Source organism: Hyphomonas sp. ske169 (genome assembly GCF_056850855.1).
In genome coordinates, this window is the sequence record NZ_CP096146.1 from 1,146,460 (window position 1) to 1,163,664 (window position 17,205).

The window sequence follows — 17,205 nt, forward strand, 5'->3', positions numbered from 1 at the left end:
GGAGCTAGATCTCTTGTCCCAGCGCCAATGCAAGCGAGACATATTGATCCAAACGTGCGCGCTGGGTTCGCGCCAATGCCGCTTGTAGCGAAGCAACGCGTTGCTGAATCGATAGCACGTTCAACAAATCGCTTTCGCCAAGCTCATACCGAAAACGCGCGAATTGGAGGGCGTCTTCGGCCTCTTCGAGTGCACGGGTGAGATAGACATCTCGGCGATCTAAAACAGCGCCACGATCGAGTTCGGTTTCAACTTCATTGAACGCCTCCAAAACACGCGACTGGTACGCGACAAGCGCCACTTCGCGGTCGGCGTCCGCTGCGGCGATGCGCGATTTTCGGGCGCCACCATCAAACAATACTTGCGCACCATTTAGAAGAAAACTCGCTGCGAGCGCGGACGGATCGAACAAGTCTTCGATGGTCGAGACATTGCCGCCAAAACTCGCTTGCGTAGATACTCTTGGCAAAAGATCGGCGCGCGCACTTTCACTCCTCGCATGCTCAGAAAATAAAGAGAGTTTCGCGGCGCGGATATCCGGACGCCGCTCAAGCATGGATGCGGGAACCCCAACTGCTGCGCTTTCGGGAAGCGTCGGCAGTGCCCCGTCAAATGCAAGCCGAGCGGCGGGATACCGGCCTAGAAGGATCTCGATCGCGCGCGCGGAGTCTCGCTGCGCCTGTTCGGCTTGATCGAGGCTAGCACGCGCCGTTTCGACGTCGGCTTGGATCAGCGCTATGTCTTCACTCGAGCGCAAACCCCGTTCGAATTGGATCGAGACAAACCCAAGCGTCTCTTCCAAGCTCGCCAAATTTGTTTGCTCAACCTCTGCCAAGCGCTCGGCTTCAATCAGAGCGAAATAAGCTTGCGCCGTATTGGCCGCCACGAGCTGGCGGACCGATTGAAAATCTGCCGCAACTGATTGCGCAGCGTAATCGCTGGCCTCTGTCGCAGCGCCCAGCCGCCCCCAAACATCAAGCTCCCAACTCGCCGTGAGCTTGGCCGCATACAACGTGTCGTCAGCACCGCCATCAAGCCCTTCGGTCAATTGGGAAATACTGCTCGCACTCACACTGGGCACTTGCGCCGCGCGGGATTCCCCAAGAAGTGCGCGGGCACGATCGAGACGCCCTCTGGCCTTACTGATATCGGGATTGGCCGCCAGCGCCTCGGCGACGAGGGCGGATAAATTAGGATCATCCATCGCGGCGAGCCACCCGGTTGAGATTGGCGACGCGTTGGCCGCCTCGGCCTCCCAGTTTTCGGGCATGTCCGCGAGCGGGTCTGGATTCAGATCGGCGGTTTGCGTGGCGCAGGCCGAAGCCAAAACCAACATCGCGGCGGAGAGGCAGAGGCGCTTATTCACTTTTCAAAACCTCTGCCGGCTTCACGCGCGCGGCCTTGAATGCCTGCCCGCCGACGGAAATCCACGCGACGAGGAGCGTGACCACAAGACCAATGATCCAAGGCATCACGGTCAGATCCATGCGCTGCATAAAATTATGCAGATATACATTCGCGGCGTAGTAAGCGATTGGCCAGGCAATCAGATTGGCGATCAAGACGGGCCACGTGAACTCTTTCACCAATTGCAATGTCACATCGCCGGTCGAGGCACCAAGCGTTTTGCGGACACCGATTTCATGTCGGCGCTGCAACGTCGTGAACACCGCCATGGCAAACAACCCAATTGTCGAAATCGCAAAAGCAATCAGAGACAGCCCCATAAAGCCGACATTGATGCCTTGATAGGTTTGGAAATTGCGCTCGAACTCATCGTCGGTGAACCGCAGATTGACCACTGCGTTTGGATCTCGAGACTTCACCATGGTCTCAATCGCTTCAATGCCTTCTTGCACCCGGTTGCGATCGATGCGGATCATCAAATTCATCTCGCCGCTATAGCGCGCCAAGGCGTAGAAGTTTGAGCGAATATTCCCAATCCCATAGACAAGCGGGACCGTTTCAACGACGCCAATAATTCTGAAAGTTGGATCCCACTCGAAGGTCTGGACTGCCTGGCGGGTCATATAAAGCGGCTGACCAATCGCCTCCTCAGGGGTCGCAAAGCCCAGGGCTTCGGCATATGTGGCATCTATAACGGTTGGGAAATCGCCCCGATAATCCTGCGGATAAGCCTGCCAATATTGATCGCGCTCAGGATCGTAGAGCCGACCTGCCAAGAGTTTCGCGCCATAGGTTTTGAAGAAATCAAACCCGATATCTGAGCGCGTGCTCGTTGCCTCCGTACCATCCTGCTCCTTGGTCGGCGACGTGTTCATCATATTGCGATAATCCGTCCACGGCATGTAGCCGATATGTGTTACGGATTTCAAAGCTGGGTACTGATCCAGCATCGCCCGATAATCATCTGAATGATTACCCTCAACTGCGAGGCCTTCCAATATGACGACTGGGTCTTCATCGGGCGACAGTACAAGATCACGCATATGCGCATTCTGTTGCCCGACCACCAAAACCAAGATCAGCAAAGCACTCGCCGCAGCGAACTGGATGCCGACAAGCAGTTCCGTGAGCCGGCGGTTGCCACCTCTGACTTTGCCAGACCGCAGAGCCTCAACCGGGCGAATGCGAGAGAGGTGCGCCACCGGATAAATGCTGGCGAGAACGCTGACGACCAGGATCAAGCCAAGCGCCCAAAGCCCAACAGATTTGTTTTGGCTCAGCCCCGCGATCAAATCGATTCCCGTCTGGGCGCTGAGCACGGGTGCGGTGAGCAGGATCAACAGAATTGCGAGCGCGGCGCCAACCAGGGTCAAAATGAAAGCCTCCAGCCAATATTGAAGTGCGATACTGGTTTGCGACGCACCGACCACTTTGCGCATCCCGACCTCTTTCGCGTAGCCTGCAGCCTGCGCGGTTGCGAGGTTGGAATAATTGATGATGGAGACAATCAGGATCAGGACGCCCATGCCAAACAAGATGTTGGTCACAGACAAGGCGTTGCGATTGTCTTTAAAGATCTGACCGTCCAGCACTTTGGTTTGCATTTCTTCGAGAGTCATCGTGCCGAACCAAATACGGATCAATGCCGCGCGTTGTTGCTCTGGAATTCGGCGCTCGGAGAAATCGACGAGCGCGTTGTCAAGCGAGCGCTCGGCGGCGGCGGTGTTCTCTTCGGGCAGTAGAACATAAGTAAAGTTGGTCACGCCCAGCCACCATTCTTCAGGATCCTCAGACGCTGCGGGCACAACTTGTAGCGCTTCGAAGGGGCGGATCGACTGATCAGATGTTCCAAAGTGCGAGGGCTGCGGCGGCTCTTTGATGACCGCCGCGACGGGGATGAAATCCTCGCCAAATTGGACAGTCTTGCCGACCGGATCTTCATTCCCAAACAAACGCTTAGACACACTGTCCATTAAGACCAGAGCGCCAGGGCGTTCCTGAATCGCGGCGGCGCTGCCATACGCGAACTCGAAATCGAAGACTTCAAACAATTCCGTATTTGTGAGCGCAGTTTCAATCCGGAACGGCTCGCCATTCACTAAAAAGGTCGCCGGGTCACTTGTCGTGACACGCGCAACGGCGACCAGTTCCGGCACATCTTCACGAATATATTTGGCGACCGGTTCTGCGACCATAGGGCTATCCCGCATATCGCCGTCTTCTGAGACGAATTGCTGCGTGATCAGGCGGATGCGATCGCGGTTTTCGAAACTTGCATCATTCTGCCCCCAATATGATGAGACCCCGAGCGCGCCGAAGAAACAGGCAATCCCAAGCGCGAGCGCCACAACATTCACGAGCGTCGTCATAGGTGCCTTGGCATAGTGCGAGAAAGCGCTGAGGAAGAAGTGCTTAAGCATGAGCTTTTTCCTTTTCTGGGTTGCGTCCATCGTCCTGAATTTGTCCATCCAGCATGCGGATGATGCGATGCGCTTTGGATGCGTCTTTTTCCGAATGGGTCACCATGAGAATGGTGGATCCCTGCTCGTTCAAAAGCCGCAGCAGCTCCATCACGTCATCTCCGTTTTGTGAGTCGAGATTGCCCGTGGGCTCGTCAGCGAGAATGAGTTTCGGATCAGCGATCACCGCGCGCGCCACCGCTACGCGTTGCTGCTGCCCTCCGGAGAGCTGAGAGGGTTTGTGGCGCGCGCGATTGTTGAGCCCGACAAGCTCCAACGCTTCGCGAACACGGCTCTCGCGGGTCGATTTCGGGACTTTTAGATAGCGCAAAGGCAAGGCCACATTGTCCTCGACGGTCAGCTCATCAATCAAGTTGAAGCTCTGGAAAATGAAGCCGAGATTGGCCTTGCGCATCTGCACAAGCTTCTTTTCTGAGAAGTCGGTTATGTCATCGCCATCGAATAAGTATTGGCCTTCAGAGACAGTATCGATCATGCCAAGAATGTTCATCAGGGTGGACTTGCCGCAACCTGACGGCCCCATGACCGCGACGAACTCACCGGCCTCGATGGAGAGATTGATGTCTCTTAAGGCGACCGTTTCCATGTCTTTTGTTGCATAGACTTTGCGGATCTTATTGAGCTGTATCATCTGCTCCTCCTTTATGAGCGCGATGGTTGTTTGATGCGGACGCGGTCGCGCCCACTAAATGTCGAATAGGATGATGTGATCACGTCTTCGCCGGCGCTGAGACCGGAAATGACCTGGATCTGATCATTGCCGCGTCGCCCAAGCACAACGTCACGTTTTGTGGCCGTATCAGAGGCTGGATTGAGGACGTAGACAAACTGGCCGCCGGTTTCTTCGTAAAACGCACCAGTCGGAATCGTGAGATATTCTGCGCGGTCACCAAGCGAGATTCTAAGCTGCAAACTTTGACCGCGGCGCAGACCATCGGGGGTCGCTGCAGCAAAGCGAAGATCAGCTGCAAACTCACGATTTTCCACGGTTGGGTATATCTTCTCTACGGACAACTCGAACGCCTCACCGCCAATCTCAGTTTGTGCCGATTGGCCTGTCCCCAGCCGACCGAGATAGAATTCATTGATTTGTGCGCGAACTTTGAAGGCGCCTGTTTCGTCTATTTGGGCCACGCGGGCGCCAGGCGCTAAAACCTCTCCAACCTCGGTGGTCAGCGCCGAAACTTCGCCATCAATGGGCGCCCGAAGCGTCAAACCCTCGAGACTCTCTCGCACCAATTCGATGCTCGCTTCCATCCGCGCAACCGATTGTTTGAGTTGATCAAGATTGCGCGCGGCATTGGCCGTATCGCGCTCTTTAGCGGCTGAAATCACGGCATAGCTACGCTCGCGATGCGATAGTTCAGCTTGCAAGCGATCGATTTCGGATTGCGGCACACCCGTGACATCGCGCGGCAAACGGCGGTCAAGATCAGCCCGGGTCAGATTGATCTCAAGTTCGGCATTCATCAGGTCTTGATCATAGCGAAGCATATTCTGATCGAAAGCGATTTGCGCTTGGGCCAAGCTGCTTAGCTGTTGCGTATATTGCGCCTCTCGGTTCATCACATCAAGTTCGAGGGACTTATTGCGCAGCGTGATCAGCGGCGTGCCGGCCGCCACAAATGTCCCATCTTCTTGATGCCGGACCGTCACCCTGCCGCCTTCGACAGTGTCCAAATAGACCGTTCTTTCTGGGACCAAAAGAGCGTTGACCGGCACGCTTTCTTCAAACGGCCGAAGCGCCACGGTCCCGATCGTCATCCGCGCCTCTGAAACAGTCGCGCTAGGGTTCAGCCCGCCCGACACATAGACCACGCCGCCGACGATCAACAACGCCGCAACCGAAGCACCGATTAGCAATGGCTTGTGGCTGCGCTGACGCACGGACGCTTGGTCCATGCTTGCATCGCCTGAGCCACTAGCCTGCACCGTGTCGCCACTCGCTGGATGCGGTAAAACCGCTACGGGCTTGTTTGGCCGATCGCCCTTACGTTTCATCTTTGGCAGCGGTTTCATTTTATCGCCTCACTGTATTACATACCTAATACACCACACTTCTGGTTTACTTGTCAACAAGAAAAATATGCTATAGGTTGAACATCATCGCGAAGCCCGCTCAAACAGGCTTCCAGAGCAATTGGAACCATCCTGATGAGCCAACCAAACCCAGTCTGGAATGACGATTTGCCGATTTACCGGCAGATCACAGACATCATTATTCGCCGGGTGCTGGATGGCATTTATCCAGAAGGCGAACTGCTGCCGTCAGTGCGCGGCGTCGCGGATGAGTTTAATGTCAGCCCACTCACCGCAGCCAAAGTGTTCCAAGAGCTCGACAAAGAAGGATTGACGATCAAGCGCCGCGGGATCGGCGCGGAAGTCTCCCCAAACTCGCGGGCACGTCTGCTGGAGAGCGAACGCGCAAAATTCTTGAACGAAGAATGGCCGCGCATCCAAGAACGAATCAAGCGTCTCGAATTGGATCCCGCAGAATTGCTGGCAAAATAAGCGCGACCCAACAGCCCGCGCCGTCACAGCTAAGGGCTTTCCTTTTTGCCTCATCACCCCCAAATGCGCGGCATGAAATTAGAAGATCGCGCCGCTGAGATTGAAGACGAGTTTGGGTTTCTCGATGATTGGGAAGACCGCTATGCGCACATTATTGATCTTGGCAAAGCCAACCCCCCTTTAAACGCAAACGAGCGCACTGAAGAAACGAAAGTGCGCGGCTGCGCGTCGCAAGTCTGGATGGTGCTGACACCCGCAGAGGGTGACCGGATCGACATTCGTGCGGAAAGCGATGCGATGATTGTGTCGGGCTTGATCTCAATCCTGATCCGCCTCTTCTCAGGGGCATCCCGGGCTGAGATCCATGCTTTTGATGCCGATGCATTCCTCACAAAGATTGGCGTCAAAGGCGCGTTAAGTGCGCAGCGTTCAAATGGCCTCGCCTCAATGCTGGCGCGGATCCAGGCGGCCGCAGCTTAGACGCCATAAGTATCTGCGAGCGACCGCAATATGGAAAGCCCACGTTGTTCTGCGAGAGCAGGGCGAAGCGCAAAAGCCTTCGCAATGGTCGATCGAGACGCTTCGCGGACAACCAATTTGAGCAAAAAACTCAAATCATCGTCGCCTAAAACCGAATGAACTTGAGCAAGCCGCCCACGCGCAGCTTGTGCGTGTGAATTCCCCCGCCCAGGGATGACGCTTTGCCCCTTGCCCCGGCGCCCTTGCGCGAGCCCGCGCCAATTCATCGTGGCAGCATTGCCAGACCGGTCCATCACCTCAAGGTCGGAGGTGAATTGTTGGCAGGCTTTGCGGATACGTTCCCGCAGCGATTGAGACGCGCAGTTCGTCATCAGCATCTCCAACAAAGAGCGCGCATAGGGCTGAGGCACCGCGACAAGATCGGTGGCTTGAAAGGGGGCATTCTTGTTGTCTGTCCGTCTCCCCGCCCAAATCAGAACCTGGTTAGACTCAGCCCCAAACGGCCTGAGATCGTTGCGAAGCCTCAAGACTTCGATATCGGCGCCGCTTAGTGATCCGATGATCCGACCTCTGCGATCTGTCGACCGCCACACACTCCAAGCATCAGCCTGGGTTTTGGCCGCAACCCCGCCCCGTTGCAACGCACGAACCAGCCGCTGATTCATGTCAGCTGCAAGAGCATTGGCGCAAAAGTCATGATGCCTTGCTCGAGAGTTTCGAGCCAAGAATCGAAGCCCGCATCGTCGCGCATCTCTTCAATTCGGTGACACGCATGCGCGACGGTTGAACGATCGCGCTGAAACGCGAATGCCACCCGGGACAGGCTCATACTCATTGCCACATGTGCCAGATACATCGCGATTTGGCGGGCGCGCACCAATTCGCGCCGACCCCGTTCGGGCAATAAAATATCTTCAGCTTTTACGTCCAACGCATAGCCGACAAGACTCGCGGCAAGCCGCGCATTGTTCTTGTCGATCCTTTGTTGACTTCCCACGCCACACCTCCTTCGCCTTAGCGGACGCAAAGCTTAGCACGGAGGAATTAGGTGTAGGAATATTTTCCTATCAATGAATTTAAATCTATTAAAATCAGGCGGCTAAATTTCGTCCTACCGCGAAGGAAGTGTCGAACTCGCCTCCGCCTAGTCCGCGCAGGCGGGAATTTGGAATGAGCGCATCATGGCAGAGGATTTGGACTGCGCTTCCCATCTGTCGGAGCGGCAAACGCAACCAAGCATGTGTGTCTTGCGTCCGCTCAATCATCCCACCAACAGGCTCCCGTTCTTCGCATGAACGCTCGAGCCCAAGCGACCACATCTCGAATGTGGCTTGGTCCAGTTCTGCGAGTCTTTGGCCGCGCATGTCGCGGCCGAACACGTTGCGCAAACCAGACCCTACGAGGCGGAATCGCGCATCGCCGTCTTCCCGAAGTTCAACGATAGATACCTCAGACAGATGCGCCCGAATTTCGCCCGGATCCAATTGCTCGCGAACCGGCAATAGGGAATCGCGACAACAGGCACGCCAATGTCGGATCAGGTCTGATTGTGCTCGCGTAAGCCCCGGAAAATCCGTTGACATAGATCGCATTGCCACCCCCGTGGTGATTCGATTCTCAGTGATGAATCAGTTCGAATCACCAGGCAAGAGGAGATGCAATAATTTTTTAACCTATATTACCGAATACTTTCATTTCGATATCGAATCAAGTTTTTTGTTTCGATTCCGAACTACTTCTCAAGTTTTCCAAGCCCCATCTCTTTGGCGAGCGCTGATCGCTTACGGGCATAGCTAGGTGCGACCATGGGATAATCATATGGCAGTCCCCACTTCTCACGATACTCTTCCGGGCTCATGCCATATTTGGATCGTAAGTGACGCTTCAGAGACTTAAACTTCTTGCCGTCTTCCAAGCAGATCAAGAAATCATCGGTGATCGATTTCTTAATCGGGATCGCAGGTTCAGGCGTCGCAACAGCTCCGTTCGACGCTTTCAAGGCTTCCAATGTTGAATGAACATCCCGGATCAGATCCGGCAATTCTTCACTTTGGATTGGATTATTACTGACATATGCCGACACAATATCTGACGCATATTCCAGTATAACAGCTGGCGCCGCGTCGTCGCGGTTTAGACTATCGCTCATTAACGTACCCCTTTGTAACGACAAATATATATGATCTGTGTCGGAGGGGAGTAAACGGAAAATTGCAGATCTATTCTACATTAAGCCTCGTTTTGCTTCATGTATTGAGCGAAAGCCACATTGTTTGGCCGGTAAAGACTTGTTGATCGCGCGCGCCCAGTGCCGAATCTATTGCGCGAACAGTACGACCAACATGACCACACCCAACAAAACCGCAGACCACATTGCCATACCCAAAGTCAAAGGCCCTCGCGCCAACGCGCCGCGTGGACTGAACGTCGTCTCGATCTTCTCGAACGTGCTTGCGCCAATGCGCCCAAAGAAGGCTGTCATGGCTGGGCCTGCTTTGCCCCAAACTGTTCCAGCCCATTTGACCATGCCATAGCCGGGCTTGCGGAAGACCCAATCTGTATCGAGAATCGTCCCCGGCTTTTCTGGCGGGTAAAGGCCAAACCGCTTGAGCAGAATAAAGGCGAGCACGGCGAACATCAGCAATTGCAACTGGGTCAGCACATGATCGAGCGTGTATGGCGAATACGGTTTAATTTCTTTTCCCGAAGCCAAACAAACATCAGCTGGCGCCGTCACCGTACAAGGCAGCATATTATACAGCCAACCATAGCCAAACCCGCCAATCGTCGGCAGTCCAATCGCGATACAAATGAACGCCGCCATACCCATAGCCAGGAGCATATTGAACGGCGCCTCTTTGACGCGGATGCCGCTATCATGCCCAAAGAACGTGAAATACGGGATCTTGATGCCCGAATGCTCAAGCACACCGGCAGATGCAAACAACAGCATCAGCCAGACGATCACATAACCTTCGGTCGCCACGGCGCTCATTGTCATCGCCTTTGCGACAAATCCGGAGAAGAGCGGGAAGGCCGAAATCGAGACCGCCCCGATGATACAGAAGATCGTGGTCCAAGGCATCGATTTGTAGAGACCGCCGAGCTCGCTGGCCTTGGCTGTACCGACGCGATAGAGCACTGCGCCCATGCTCATGAACAAGAGGCCCTTATAGATGATATGGGCGAATGCGTGAGCCGCCGCGCCATTGATGGCGAGCGGTGTCCCGATCCCAATCGCGCAAATCATAAAGCCAAGCTGGTTGTTGAGCGAGTAAGACAGGACTTTGCGCAGATCGTTTTCGATGACCGCGAAGAAGACCGGAAAAACCGTCATGATCGCGCCAATCCAAATCAGCATCTCAAACCCTGGGAACATCCGGGCAAAGGCATAGACGGCAAGTTTGGTCGTAAACGCAGATAGCACGACAGCGCCAACAACCGTTGCTTTTGGATACGCGTCCTGCAGCCAGTTATGAAGGAACGGAAAGGCGGCTTTGATGGCAAAAGCCGCGAAGATGAATTTCGCACCCGGCTGATCGAAAGAGGTGAACGCATCGAGCGACAGGCTGCCGGTGGATTTGTACACATATGCCAGGCCATTGAGCAGCAAAACGCCAGAGAAGATCTGTACGCCAAGATAGCGCATGGCCGCTTGATAAGCGGCTTTGGTGCCGGCCCGCAGGATCAGGAAGACAGAACTAACAGCGGTAATCTCCCAGAAGATAAACAGCGTCATCAGATCGCCGGCAAAGGTCGCCGCGACCGCAGCCCCCGCATAGGCGAGCGCCATTCCGTCTTGCATTCGATCGTCTGTATGGAGCGCATAAATCGCGTTCAGCAAAGCAGCGATCAGGAAGGCCAGTCCGAAAATAAATGAAAGACTATCAACCTTGTAGAGCACCAAATCTAAGCCCACAGTCGAAACTGTCGCTAGATCTGTTCCGCGCTCGGCCATCGCCAAGAGTAAAATTGCAATGACGGGCGTTGCGACCATCATGGCTTGGCGCACCCGCTGGACTGGGATCAAACAGCCGGCAAAGCCGACAAGAATGAGCAATAGGCCCGGATTGATTTGACCGATCAGCCCGCTCATGAGTCTTGCTCCACATCGTGCGGCGTGGTGTCGGCTTCGCCATAATAGTCTTCATCGCGGCGCAGTAATTTCCCCAGCGGCCAACCGGACAGCACCGCAAGTGCAAACGCGCCAAATCCCCAAAGCGCGTAAAAGCCATTGGCATTCGCGAAATCGAGATATTCGTGACGGTTCACGGCAAAGTCGATCAGCACCAGCGCTATGGCGATGACGACGGTGAGGATCAGCAGCATTAGCGGTGTCCGCGGCGAGCTAACCCAGCCAAACAGCAAGCGCGACATTGGATGCATATCGTCATCATTTGGCGCCGGCAGGTCTTGTTCGGGTTTCACGAACCGCCCACTAGAATCGCGTTCGGGAGGAAGGTTCATGGCTGACCCCCTGCTATTGTCATATAGGCTGACGGCACACGTTCACCGACCGCAGGTTCTAAGAAGTCTGACATGGGCCCAACGGCAAAGAACATCAGGAAACACAAGAACGCCGTGAAACATGGCGCCGCCACGGTCAGCATAGGCGCGCCACCTGGTCGCTTATACGGCGCAGGCTCCCCGCTGCTTGGCGGCGGCATCAGCGCCAATATGGGGATCGGCAGCAGATAGGCGATGTTCAGCAAAGATGAGATGATCAGGATGTAGGGCACATAATCTAGGCCAGCATCCGCCGCGCCTTGCATTAATTCATACTTCGGCCAGCCCCCGACCAGCGGCGGAATGCCAATGATCGACATAGACGCGACAAAGAACGCGATAAAGATCAGCGGCATTCGTTTTCCGAGCCCGCGCATCTCTGAAATATTCTGTTTGCCCGTGGCGACATAAATAGCGCCGGCGCACATGAAGAGCGTGATTTTACCCACCGCATGCGCCGCGATTTGTAGCGATCCACCCAAGAACCCAGCAGGGTCGGCGAGCATCGCGCCACAGGTGACATAGGCTAGCTGCGCCACGGTTGAGTAAGCGAGGCGCGCTTTCAAATTGTCTTTGGTCATCGCCACCAAGGAGGCGACAACAATCGTAAAACACGCCACGCCGAGTATAAATTCTCGCGACGCTGTCGCATTGAGAATTTCCTCGCCAAAGATGTAGATTGCCACTTTGAGAATGGTGAACACACCAGCCTTCACCACCGCCACCGCATGTAAAAGCGCCGAGACCGGTGTTGGTGCGACCATGGCGTTGGGGAGCCAGAAATGGAATGGCATCAGCGCCGCTTTGCCGACCCCGAAGGCGAATAGGATGAGCAGCGCGCTCGCGACAACGGGCGTCAGCCCTTCAGCCTGCTGCAGCAATCCGCCGGGGACAAAATCGAGGCTACCCGCCAAGGCGCCAGTCCAGATGACTGCGACCAGTAAGAACCCAATCGACGTCCCGAGCAGCGTCATCAGATAGATGCGGGCACCACGCTGCGCATTCGCGTCGCCTTTATGCGCAACCAACGGATAGGTTGAGAGCGTCAGAATTTCGTAGAACACGAACAGCGTGAACAGATTGGCCGACAGCGCTACGCCCATCGCCCCAAACAGCGCGATCGCAAAACACATATAGAACCGCGTCTGGTTCCGCTCGCGATTGCCGCGCATATAGCCGATCGAATAGAAGCTATTGACGATCCAAAGCCCACTCGCGACGATCGCAAACAAAGCACCCAGCGGTTCGGCCCGGAATGCGAATTCAAGGCCTGGGACAGCCTCCCCCAAGCTCAACTCAACTGGCTCACCTGCGCTGACTTTCAAAGCAATGGTGATGGCGACAAAGAACAATGCCCCTGCCCCGACCAGAGTGACGCATTCGCGGAGATCAGGGACGCGGCCGACAAGCCAAATCCCGGCACAAATCAGAAGCGGCAGCACAAGGGCAGCAGCAATGGCGAGTTCACCACTCATGATGCGCCTCCAATAAACAATGCAGCTGCAGCATCTTCAGCCAGTCCCGCAACAAAGCCGCCTTGGACACCGACCCAGATATTCGCGAGCGCCAAGATCCATAGCGGCACCAGAATAAGCAAAGGCGCTTCTTTGTGCCGTTTGTTCGGATTGGTCGGCGCGCGGAAGAATACGGCTTCCAGGATGCGCCCCATATCGACAACAGCCAGCAAGCTAGAGAACATCACCACGGCGACAGCCCACCACCATCCATGGTCGAACAAAGCGCTGACAAGGGCAAACTTGGATTGAAAGCCCGCGGTCAGCGGCACACCGATCAAAGACACCGCGCCAATCGCAAATGCCGTCATCGTCCATGGCGAGCTACGTCCGAGGCCGCGCATATCCTGTAGCGACGTGCCTTTATAGGTGAGCACAACTCCGGCCAGCGCCATGAACAATGCGCCCTTGATCAGGGCATGATTGACCAGATGGAACAGGCCAGCCGATACGCCTGCAGCGGTTCCGATCGAAATCCCAAGCAACATATAACCGACCTGGGCGACAGATGAGTAAGCCAGCGTCCGGCGCACATCGGTCTGGAACACCGCTTGGAACGAGCATGCCACCATCGCGGCAATGCCCATCGGCATCAGGATCCAAATCAGGGTCGAACCTTCGAATGCGAATTCAAGCCCAAACACTGTGAATAGGAACCGCACCAGCGCATAGACAGCCACTTTCGTTGCCGTTGCGGCCAGAAACATGGTCACAAAGCTGGGACTGTAAGCATAGGCATTCGGCAGCCATTGGTGCAGCGGAAACATGGCCGCCTTAATCCCGAGACCAACTACGATGAAGGCGAACCCCGCGAAGACTGCTTTATTGTCCTGAACGCTCTCAAGACGGACCGAAAGTTCCGCCATGTTGAGCGTGCCGGTCGCGGCGTAGAGGAAGCCAACACCAACGACGAAGAAGGACGCACCAATCGTACCCAGAAGCAGGTAGTTGCCCGCTGCCGGCAAAGCGCGACGATCGCGTGAAGCGCCCAATGCCACCAGGACATATGTCGCGATCGAGCTGATCTCGAGGAAGACAAATAGGTTAAACGCGTCGCCGGTTGATGCGACGCCTGTCAGGCCGGTAAAGCAGACCAGATAAGCTGCGTAAAACATTGCAGTTTTGGCGTCTCGAATTTCCGCCAGAACGGTGGGCCAGCTGAAAATCGCGGCCAGAAAACCGATCGCCGTGACCAGCAGCAGAACCATGGAATTCAGAGCATCGATGCGGAACTCAATCCCCGCATCCGGACGCCAACCGCCCATCGCGTATGAGATCACCGCGCCGCCTTCAACCGATTGAACTTGGGACAGAAGCACGATTGCCATGACCAGCGAAAAGCCAGTTGCCAAAACGCTCAAGAACCAGGCGATCCGCCCATTCGGCATAAAGGCCGCAATCGGCGCCATGAGCATTGGAATCGCAATCAGCAATGCTGGCGCGTGTGCCGCAAGCGCATCAGGCACCAGAGAGGAAATGAACTCGATCATACCGCTCCAGCCTTACTTTTCTCTGCGTCGGCCGCCGCTTCGGCAATTGCCACTTCAAGATCCATTTCCCGGATCTCGTCGACCTCGACCGTGCCATACGCCTCACGAATGCGAACAATGATCGCGAGCCCCACGGCCAATGTGGCAACGCCAACCACAATCGCTGTCAGCATCAAAACGTGCGGCAGGGGATTGGAATAGACGTTCTCCATTCCCGCTTCACCATAGGCTTTGGCAGCGCCATAAGCAGCATCCACTGCGGCCGCGCCGTGCTCAGCGGCTTCGCCCGCATGATCGGCGCCGTCTGCGTGCCCGTCGCCGTGACCTTTGTCTTTTTTATAATCCTTGCCAAACAGGATCGGTGCGGTGCCGCCATCGATCCGCGCTAAGGATGTGTAGAACAGAATGATCGAGGTTTGGAAAAGACCCAATCCAATCAAACGCTTGATCAGATTTGTTGCCGCAAATGCGATATACAGACCGATCATCATCAACCCAATGATCGCCCAATAGTTTCCGCGTTCGAGGATGAATTCCAGCATATCTACCAGTCCTCATCCCGGATTTCGCTGACCCGGCCTGCAAAGGCATAGAAGATCGTCACCATCGATCCGGCAACCGCAAACAAAACGCCAATCTCAATCACGATAATTCCCGTGTGCTGGCCCAAATGTCCGCCAGGCGCTTCCCGGAACAGTGCATCATAGTCGAGGAAGTTTCCGCCCATTGCGAGCGCCCAAAAACCAACGCCGACATAGATGATAAAGCCAAGTCCCGCGATGAACCGCGCAAAGCCAGGTGTGATGGCGCGCATGGTTGGCGCGATCCCGAAGATCAGCGAGTAAAGGATCACACAAACCGCCAGAATAACGCCAGCTTGGAAGCCGCCGCCTGGGCTGTATTCGCCATGAAAATGGACGTAAAAGCCGTATAGCGCGATAATCGGAATCAGCGCTTTCGCGACAACGCGGAGAATGACGTGATGGTCGCCCTTCATGACTCCTCCTCATCTTTCTTGAGCGGCGTCAGACGATCCTCGCGGCGCACGCTGGCGCCCAATGACCGCTCACCAAACCCGAGCAGCAAAGACACGGCAAGCCCAGCGGCAAAGACAACGCCAACCTCGCCCAATGTATCAAATCCCCGATAGCTTGCGAGCACAGCGGTGACGATGTTTGGAATCGCGATTTCAGGATAGGTCCGTTCGATGAAATCAACGCCGACGCCAGTATTGGCGGGGGATGTTGCGTCACCGAACCCTGGCAAATCGATGGTCGCGTAGATCAAAATGGCGCCGGTTGCGATGACAACCAATAGCGGAACAATCCGCGCCGCGCCCTTCTCAGCTTTTGCCGTGCGCGAGGTCAGGACCATCGCGCCCAAAAACAGCGCCGTCGAAATGCCAGCGCCAACAGCGGCTTCAGTAAAGGCGACATCGACCGCGTCGAGCGCGACAAACCAGGTGGCCGACACGAGCGAATAGATCCCGGACAGCATCACAATCGCAAATAGGCTGCGCAAGCGCGCAATCGCGATCGCGACCACGAACAAGATCGTCAGCAAGGTAATATTGAGCAAATCAATGGCGAGCGTCGCGCCCTCAAAGCCGGTCATTCCTCGCCTCCATCTTGACGACCGATGCGCCCGATCAATGGCTGTAATCCAGCCGTATGCGCCGCATTGGCAAGGGCATGCGACGAGGTCGGGCCGGTCAAGAACAAGAACAGCCACACCACGGCAAGCTTGAACACGACGGCGAAACTCGGCGCGAGCAATGCCATCCCGACCAGCGCAAGCGTTGCAGCGGCTGTATCCGTGACACTCGCGGCATGGAGTCGAGAATAAAAGTCCGGAAAACGCAAAACGCCAATTGTGCCGATCACTGCAAGCAGGGCGCCAGCCAATAAAAGCGCTGAACCTAAGGCCGGACGAAACGCATCCCAGAGCTCTATCACAACGTTCATTTTGGCTCTCCCTTCCCGCGGCGGGTCAGTGAGACTTGGAAGGAGCGATAGCGGAAGAATTTCAATATGGCGATCGTGGCAACGAAATTGATCAGCGCGTACAGGATTGAAATATCGAGAAAATCTGGTCGACCAGTGAGAAAGCCGATAACGCCAAGTAGGAGAATAATCTTGGTTCCGAGCGAGTTCACCGCCAGCACACGGTCATACAGAGTCGGTCCGCTCAAAGCGCGGATGAGCATGAGCGCTATCGCGACAACAAGGGCAATCGCGGCGGCGCCAATCATGACGTCACCTTCCCGTCGCAAGCGTCGCGAGACCGGCGATCCATCTCGTCAAAGGCCCCTGGCCCAGCTGAGTCTTCGTAGAGCGCGTGGACAAGGATTTTATTCCCCTCAACTTCAACGCTCACCGTTCCCGGCGTCAGAGTGATGGAGTTCGCAAACACGGTGCGCGCGAGATCGCTTTCGCAGGCGGTTTTTACTTTTACGAGCGCCGGATTGATATCCAAGGTCGACCGCAAGCAGGCTTTGATCACGACCCAATTGGCTTTGAAGATCTCCACCACCAACCAGCCCCAATAAGCCAGAAGTTGCGGCAATCGGGCATAAGGCGATCCCTCGCGGTCGAGGATATCAAATCGATACGCTAAGATCGCAGAGAGAAGGATCGAAACCGCCCCCAGAGACGCAATCAATGGCTTTGTGAGCGTATACTCACCTGATAGGCCGGTCCAAAGCGCAACCAGAACAACAATCAATCCAAGAAAGTAGCCCACGCGCCCTGCGCTCCCAAATCTCTTACTAAATTAGGTACAGGCGCAATTAGAGCTGGAATCAACCTTTGGCCAGTC

Annotated in this window: 20 protein-coding genes; 2 read left to right on the top strand and 18 right to left on the bottom strand. The window is 55.5% G+C overall.

All coding sequences use genetic code 11. The annotated features are described in order from the left end of the window. Positions 1-4 precede the first annotated feature (4 nt). From MY069_RS05450 to MY069_RS05465, 4 genes are read right to left on the bottom strand one after another with little or no spacing between them, the layout of a single operon-like run. A complete protein-coding gene (locus MY069_RS05450; RefSeq protein ID WP_482796056.1) occupies positions 5-1,366 on the bottom strand; it encodes an efflux transporter outer membrane subunit in 1,362 nt (453 codons plus the stop codon). After that, positions 1,359-3,827: an ABC transporter permease gene (locus MY069_RS05455; protein ID WP_482796057.1), complete on the bottom strand. Its 2,469-nt coding sequence runs from the start codon at positions 3,825-3,827 to the stop codon at positions 1,359-1,361. Before MY069_RS05455 ends, MY069_RS05450 begins: the two co-directional genes overlap by 8 nt. Next, on the bottom strand, positions 3,820-4,518 hold the full coding sequence (locus MY069_RS05460; protein WP_482796058.1) for an ABC transporter ATP-binding protein: 699 nt from the start codon (positions 4,516-4,518) through the stop codon (positions 3,820-3,822). Before MY069_RS05460 ends, MY069_RS05455 begins: the two co-directional genes overlap by 8 nt. A gap of 11 nt (positions 4,519-4,529) precedes the next feature. Further along, on the bottom strand, positions 4,530-5,906 hold the full coding sequence (locus MY069_RS05465) for an efflux RND transporter periplasmic adaptor subunit (protein WP_482796059.1): 1,377 nt from the start codon (positions 5,904-5,906) through the stop codon (positions 4,530-4,532). 135 nt (positions 5,907-6,041) lie between these two features. Between MY069_RS05465 and MY069_RS05470 the strand changes: the two genes are divergently transcribed. Further along, the gene (locus tag MY069_RS05470) at positions 6,042-6,398 is read left to right on the top strand and encodes a GntR family transcriptional regulator (protein ID WP_482796060.1); all 357 of its coding nucleotides are present in this window, start codon (positions 6,042-6,044) and stop codon (positions 6,396-6,398) included. Between the two features lie 72 nt (positions 6,399-6,470). Further along, on the top strand, positions 6,471-6,878 hold the full coding sequence (locus MY069_RS05475; protein WP_482796061.1) for a SufE family protein: 408 nt from the start codon (positions 6,471-6,473) through the stop codon (positions 6,876-6,878). Here the strand turns inward: MY069_RS05475 and MY069_RS05480 are convergent. The 14 genes from MY069_RS05480 to MY069_RS05545 all read right to left on the bottom strand — a co-directional run bounded on the left by MY069_RS05480 (position 6,875) and on the right by MY069_RS05545 (position 17,130). After that, positions 6,875-7,543: a hypothetical protein gene (locus MY069_RS05480; protein ID WP_482796062.1), complete on the bottom strand. Its 669-nt coding sequence runs from the start codon at positions 7,541-7,543 to the stop codon at positions 6,875-6,877. The two genes, MY069_RS05475 and MY069_RS05480, sit on opposite strands and share 4 nt — an antisense overlap. Continuing rightward, positions 7,540-7,875 carry a helix-turn-helix domain-containing protein gene (locus tag MY069_RS05485; RefSeq protein WP_482796063.1) on the bottom strand — a complete coding sequence of 112 codons (336 nt, stop codon included), beginning with the start codon at positions 7,873-7,875 and terminating at the stop codon, positions 7,540-7,542. The genes MY069_RS05480 and MY069_RS05485 overlap by 4 nt, the downstream gene beginning before the upstream one ends. A 94-nt stretch (positions 7,876-7,969) precedes the next feature. Beyond that, positions 7,970-8,470, bottom strand: coding sequence for a PAS domain-containing protein (locus MY069_RS05490; protein ID WP_482796064.1), 501 nt, complete (start codon positions 8,468-8,470; stop codon positions 7,970-7,972). Positions 8,471-8,610: 140 nt separating this feature from the next. Then, entirely contained in the window at positions 8,611-9,027 is a 417-nt protein-coding gene (locus MY069_RS05495) for a Ros/MucR family transcriptional regulator (RefSeq protein WP_482796065.1), read from the bottom strand. 168 nt (positions 9,028-9,195) lie between these two features. After that, positions 9,196-10,974 (bottom strand): Na(+)/H(+) antiporter subunit D, encoded by a 1,779-nt coding sequence (locus MY069_RS05500; RefSeq protein ID WP_482796066.1) that lies wholly within the window; start codon positions 10,972-10,974, stop codon positions 9,196-9,198. Beyond that, positions 10,971-11,345, bottom strand: a complete 375-nt coding sequence (locus MY069_RS05505) for a hypothetical protein (RefSeq protein ID WP_482796067.1) — start codon at positions 11,343-11,345, stop codon at positions 10,971-10,973. The genes MY069_RS05500 and MY069_RS05505 overlap by 4 nt, the downstream gene beginning before the upstream one ends. After that, complete coding sequence (locus MY069_RS05510) at positions 11,342-12,859, bottom strand: monovalent cation/H+ antiporter subunit D family protein (protein WP_482796068.1); 1,518 nt, start codon at positions 12,857-12,859, stop codon at positions 11,342-11,344. Before MY069_RS05510 ends, MY069_RS05505 begins: the two co-directional genes overlap by 4 nt. Beyond that, positions 12,856-14,388: a monovalent cation/H+ antiporter subunit D family protein gene (locus MY069_RS05515; protein WP_482796069.1), complete on the bottom strand. Its 1,533-nt coding sequence runs from the start codon at positions 14,386-14,388 to the stop codon at positions 12,856-12,858. The genes MY069_RS05510 and MY069_RS05515 overlap by 4 nt, the downstream gene beginning before the upstream one ends. After that, entirely contained in the window at positions 14,385-14,930 is a 546-nt protein-coding gene (locus tag MY069_RS05520; protein WP_482796070.1) for a sodium:proton antiporter, read from the bottom strand. The genes MY069_RS05515 and MY069_RS05520 overlap by 4 nt, the downstream gene beginning before the upstream one ends. A gap of 2 nt (positions 14,931-14,932) precedes the next feature. Further along, complete coding sequence (locus MY069_RS05525) at positions 14,933-15,385, bottom strand: Na(+)/H(+) antiporter subunit B (RefSeq protein ID WP_482796071.1); 453 nt, start codon at positions 15,383-15,385, stop codon at positions 14,933-14,935. Next, the gene (locus MY069_RS05530; RefSeq protein ID WP_482796072.1) at positions 15,382-16,002 is read right to left on the bottom strand and encodes a DUF4040 domain-containing protein; all 621 of its coding nucleotides are present in this window, start codon (positions 16,000-16,002) and stop codon (positions 15,382-15,384) included. Before MY069_RS05530 ends, MY069_RS05525 begins: the two co-directional genes overlap by 4 nt. Continuing rightward, positions 15,999-16,352, bottom strand: a complete 354-nt coding sequence (gene mnhG / locus MY069_RS05535) for a monovalent cation/H(+) antiporter subunit G (RefSeq protein ID WP_482796073.1) — start codon at positions 16,350-16,352, stop codon at positions 15,999-16,001. Before mnhG ends, MY069_RS05530 begins: the two co-directional genes overlap by 4 nt. After that, a complete protein-coding gene (locus tag MY069_RS05540) occupies positions 16,349-16,639 on the bottom strand; it encodes an MrpF/PhaF family protein (protein WP_482796074.1) in 291 nt (96 codons plus the stop codon). The genes mnhG and MY069_RS05540 overlap by 4 nt, the downstream gene beginning before the upstream one ends. Continuing rightward, complete coding sequence (locus MY069_RS05545; RefSeq protein ID WP_482796075.1) at positions 16,636-17,130, bottom strand: Na+/H+ antiporter subunit E; 495 nt, start codon at positions 17,128-17,130, stop codon at positions 16,636-16,638. The genes MY069_RS05540 and MY069_RS05545 overlap by 4 nt, the downstream gene beginning before the upstream one ends. Positions 17,131-17,205: the final 75 nt, after the last annotated feature.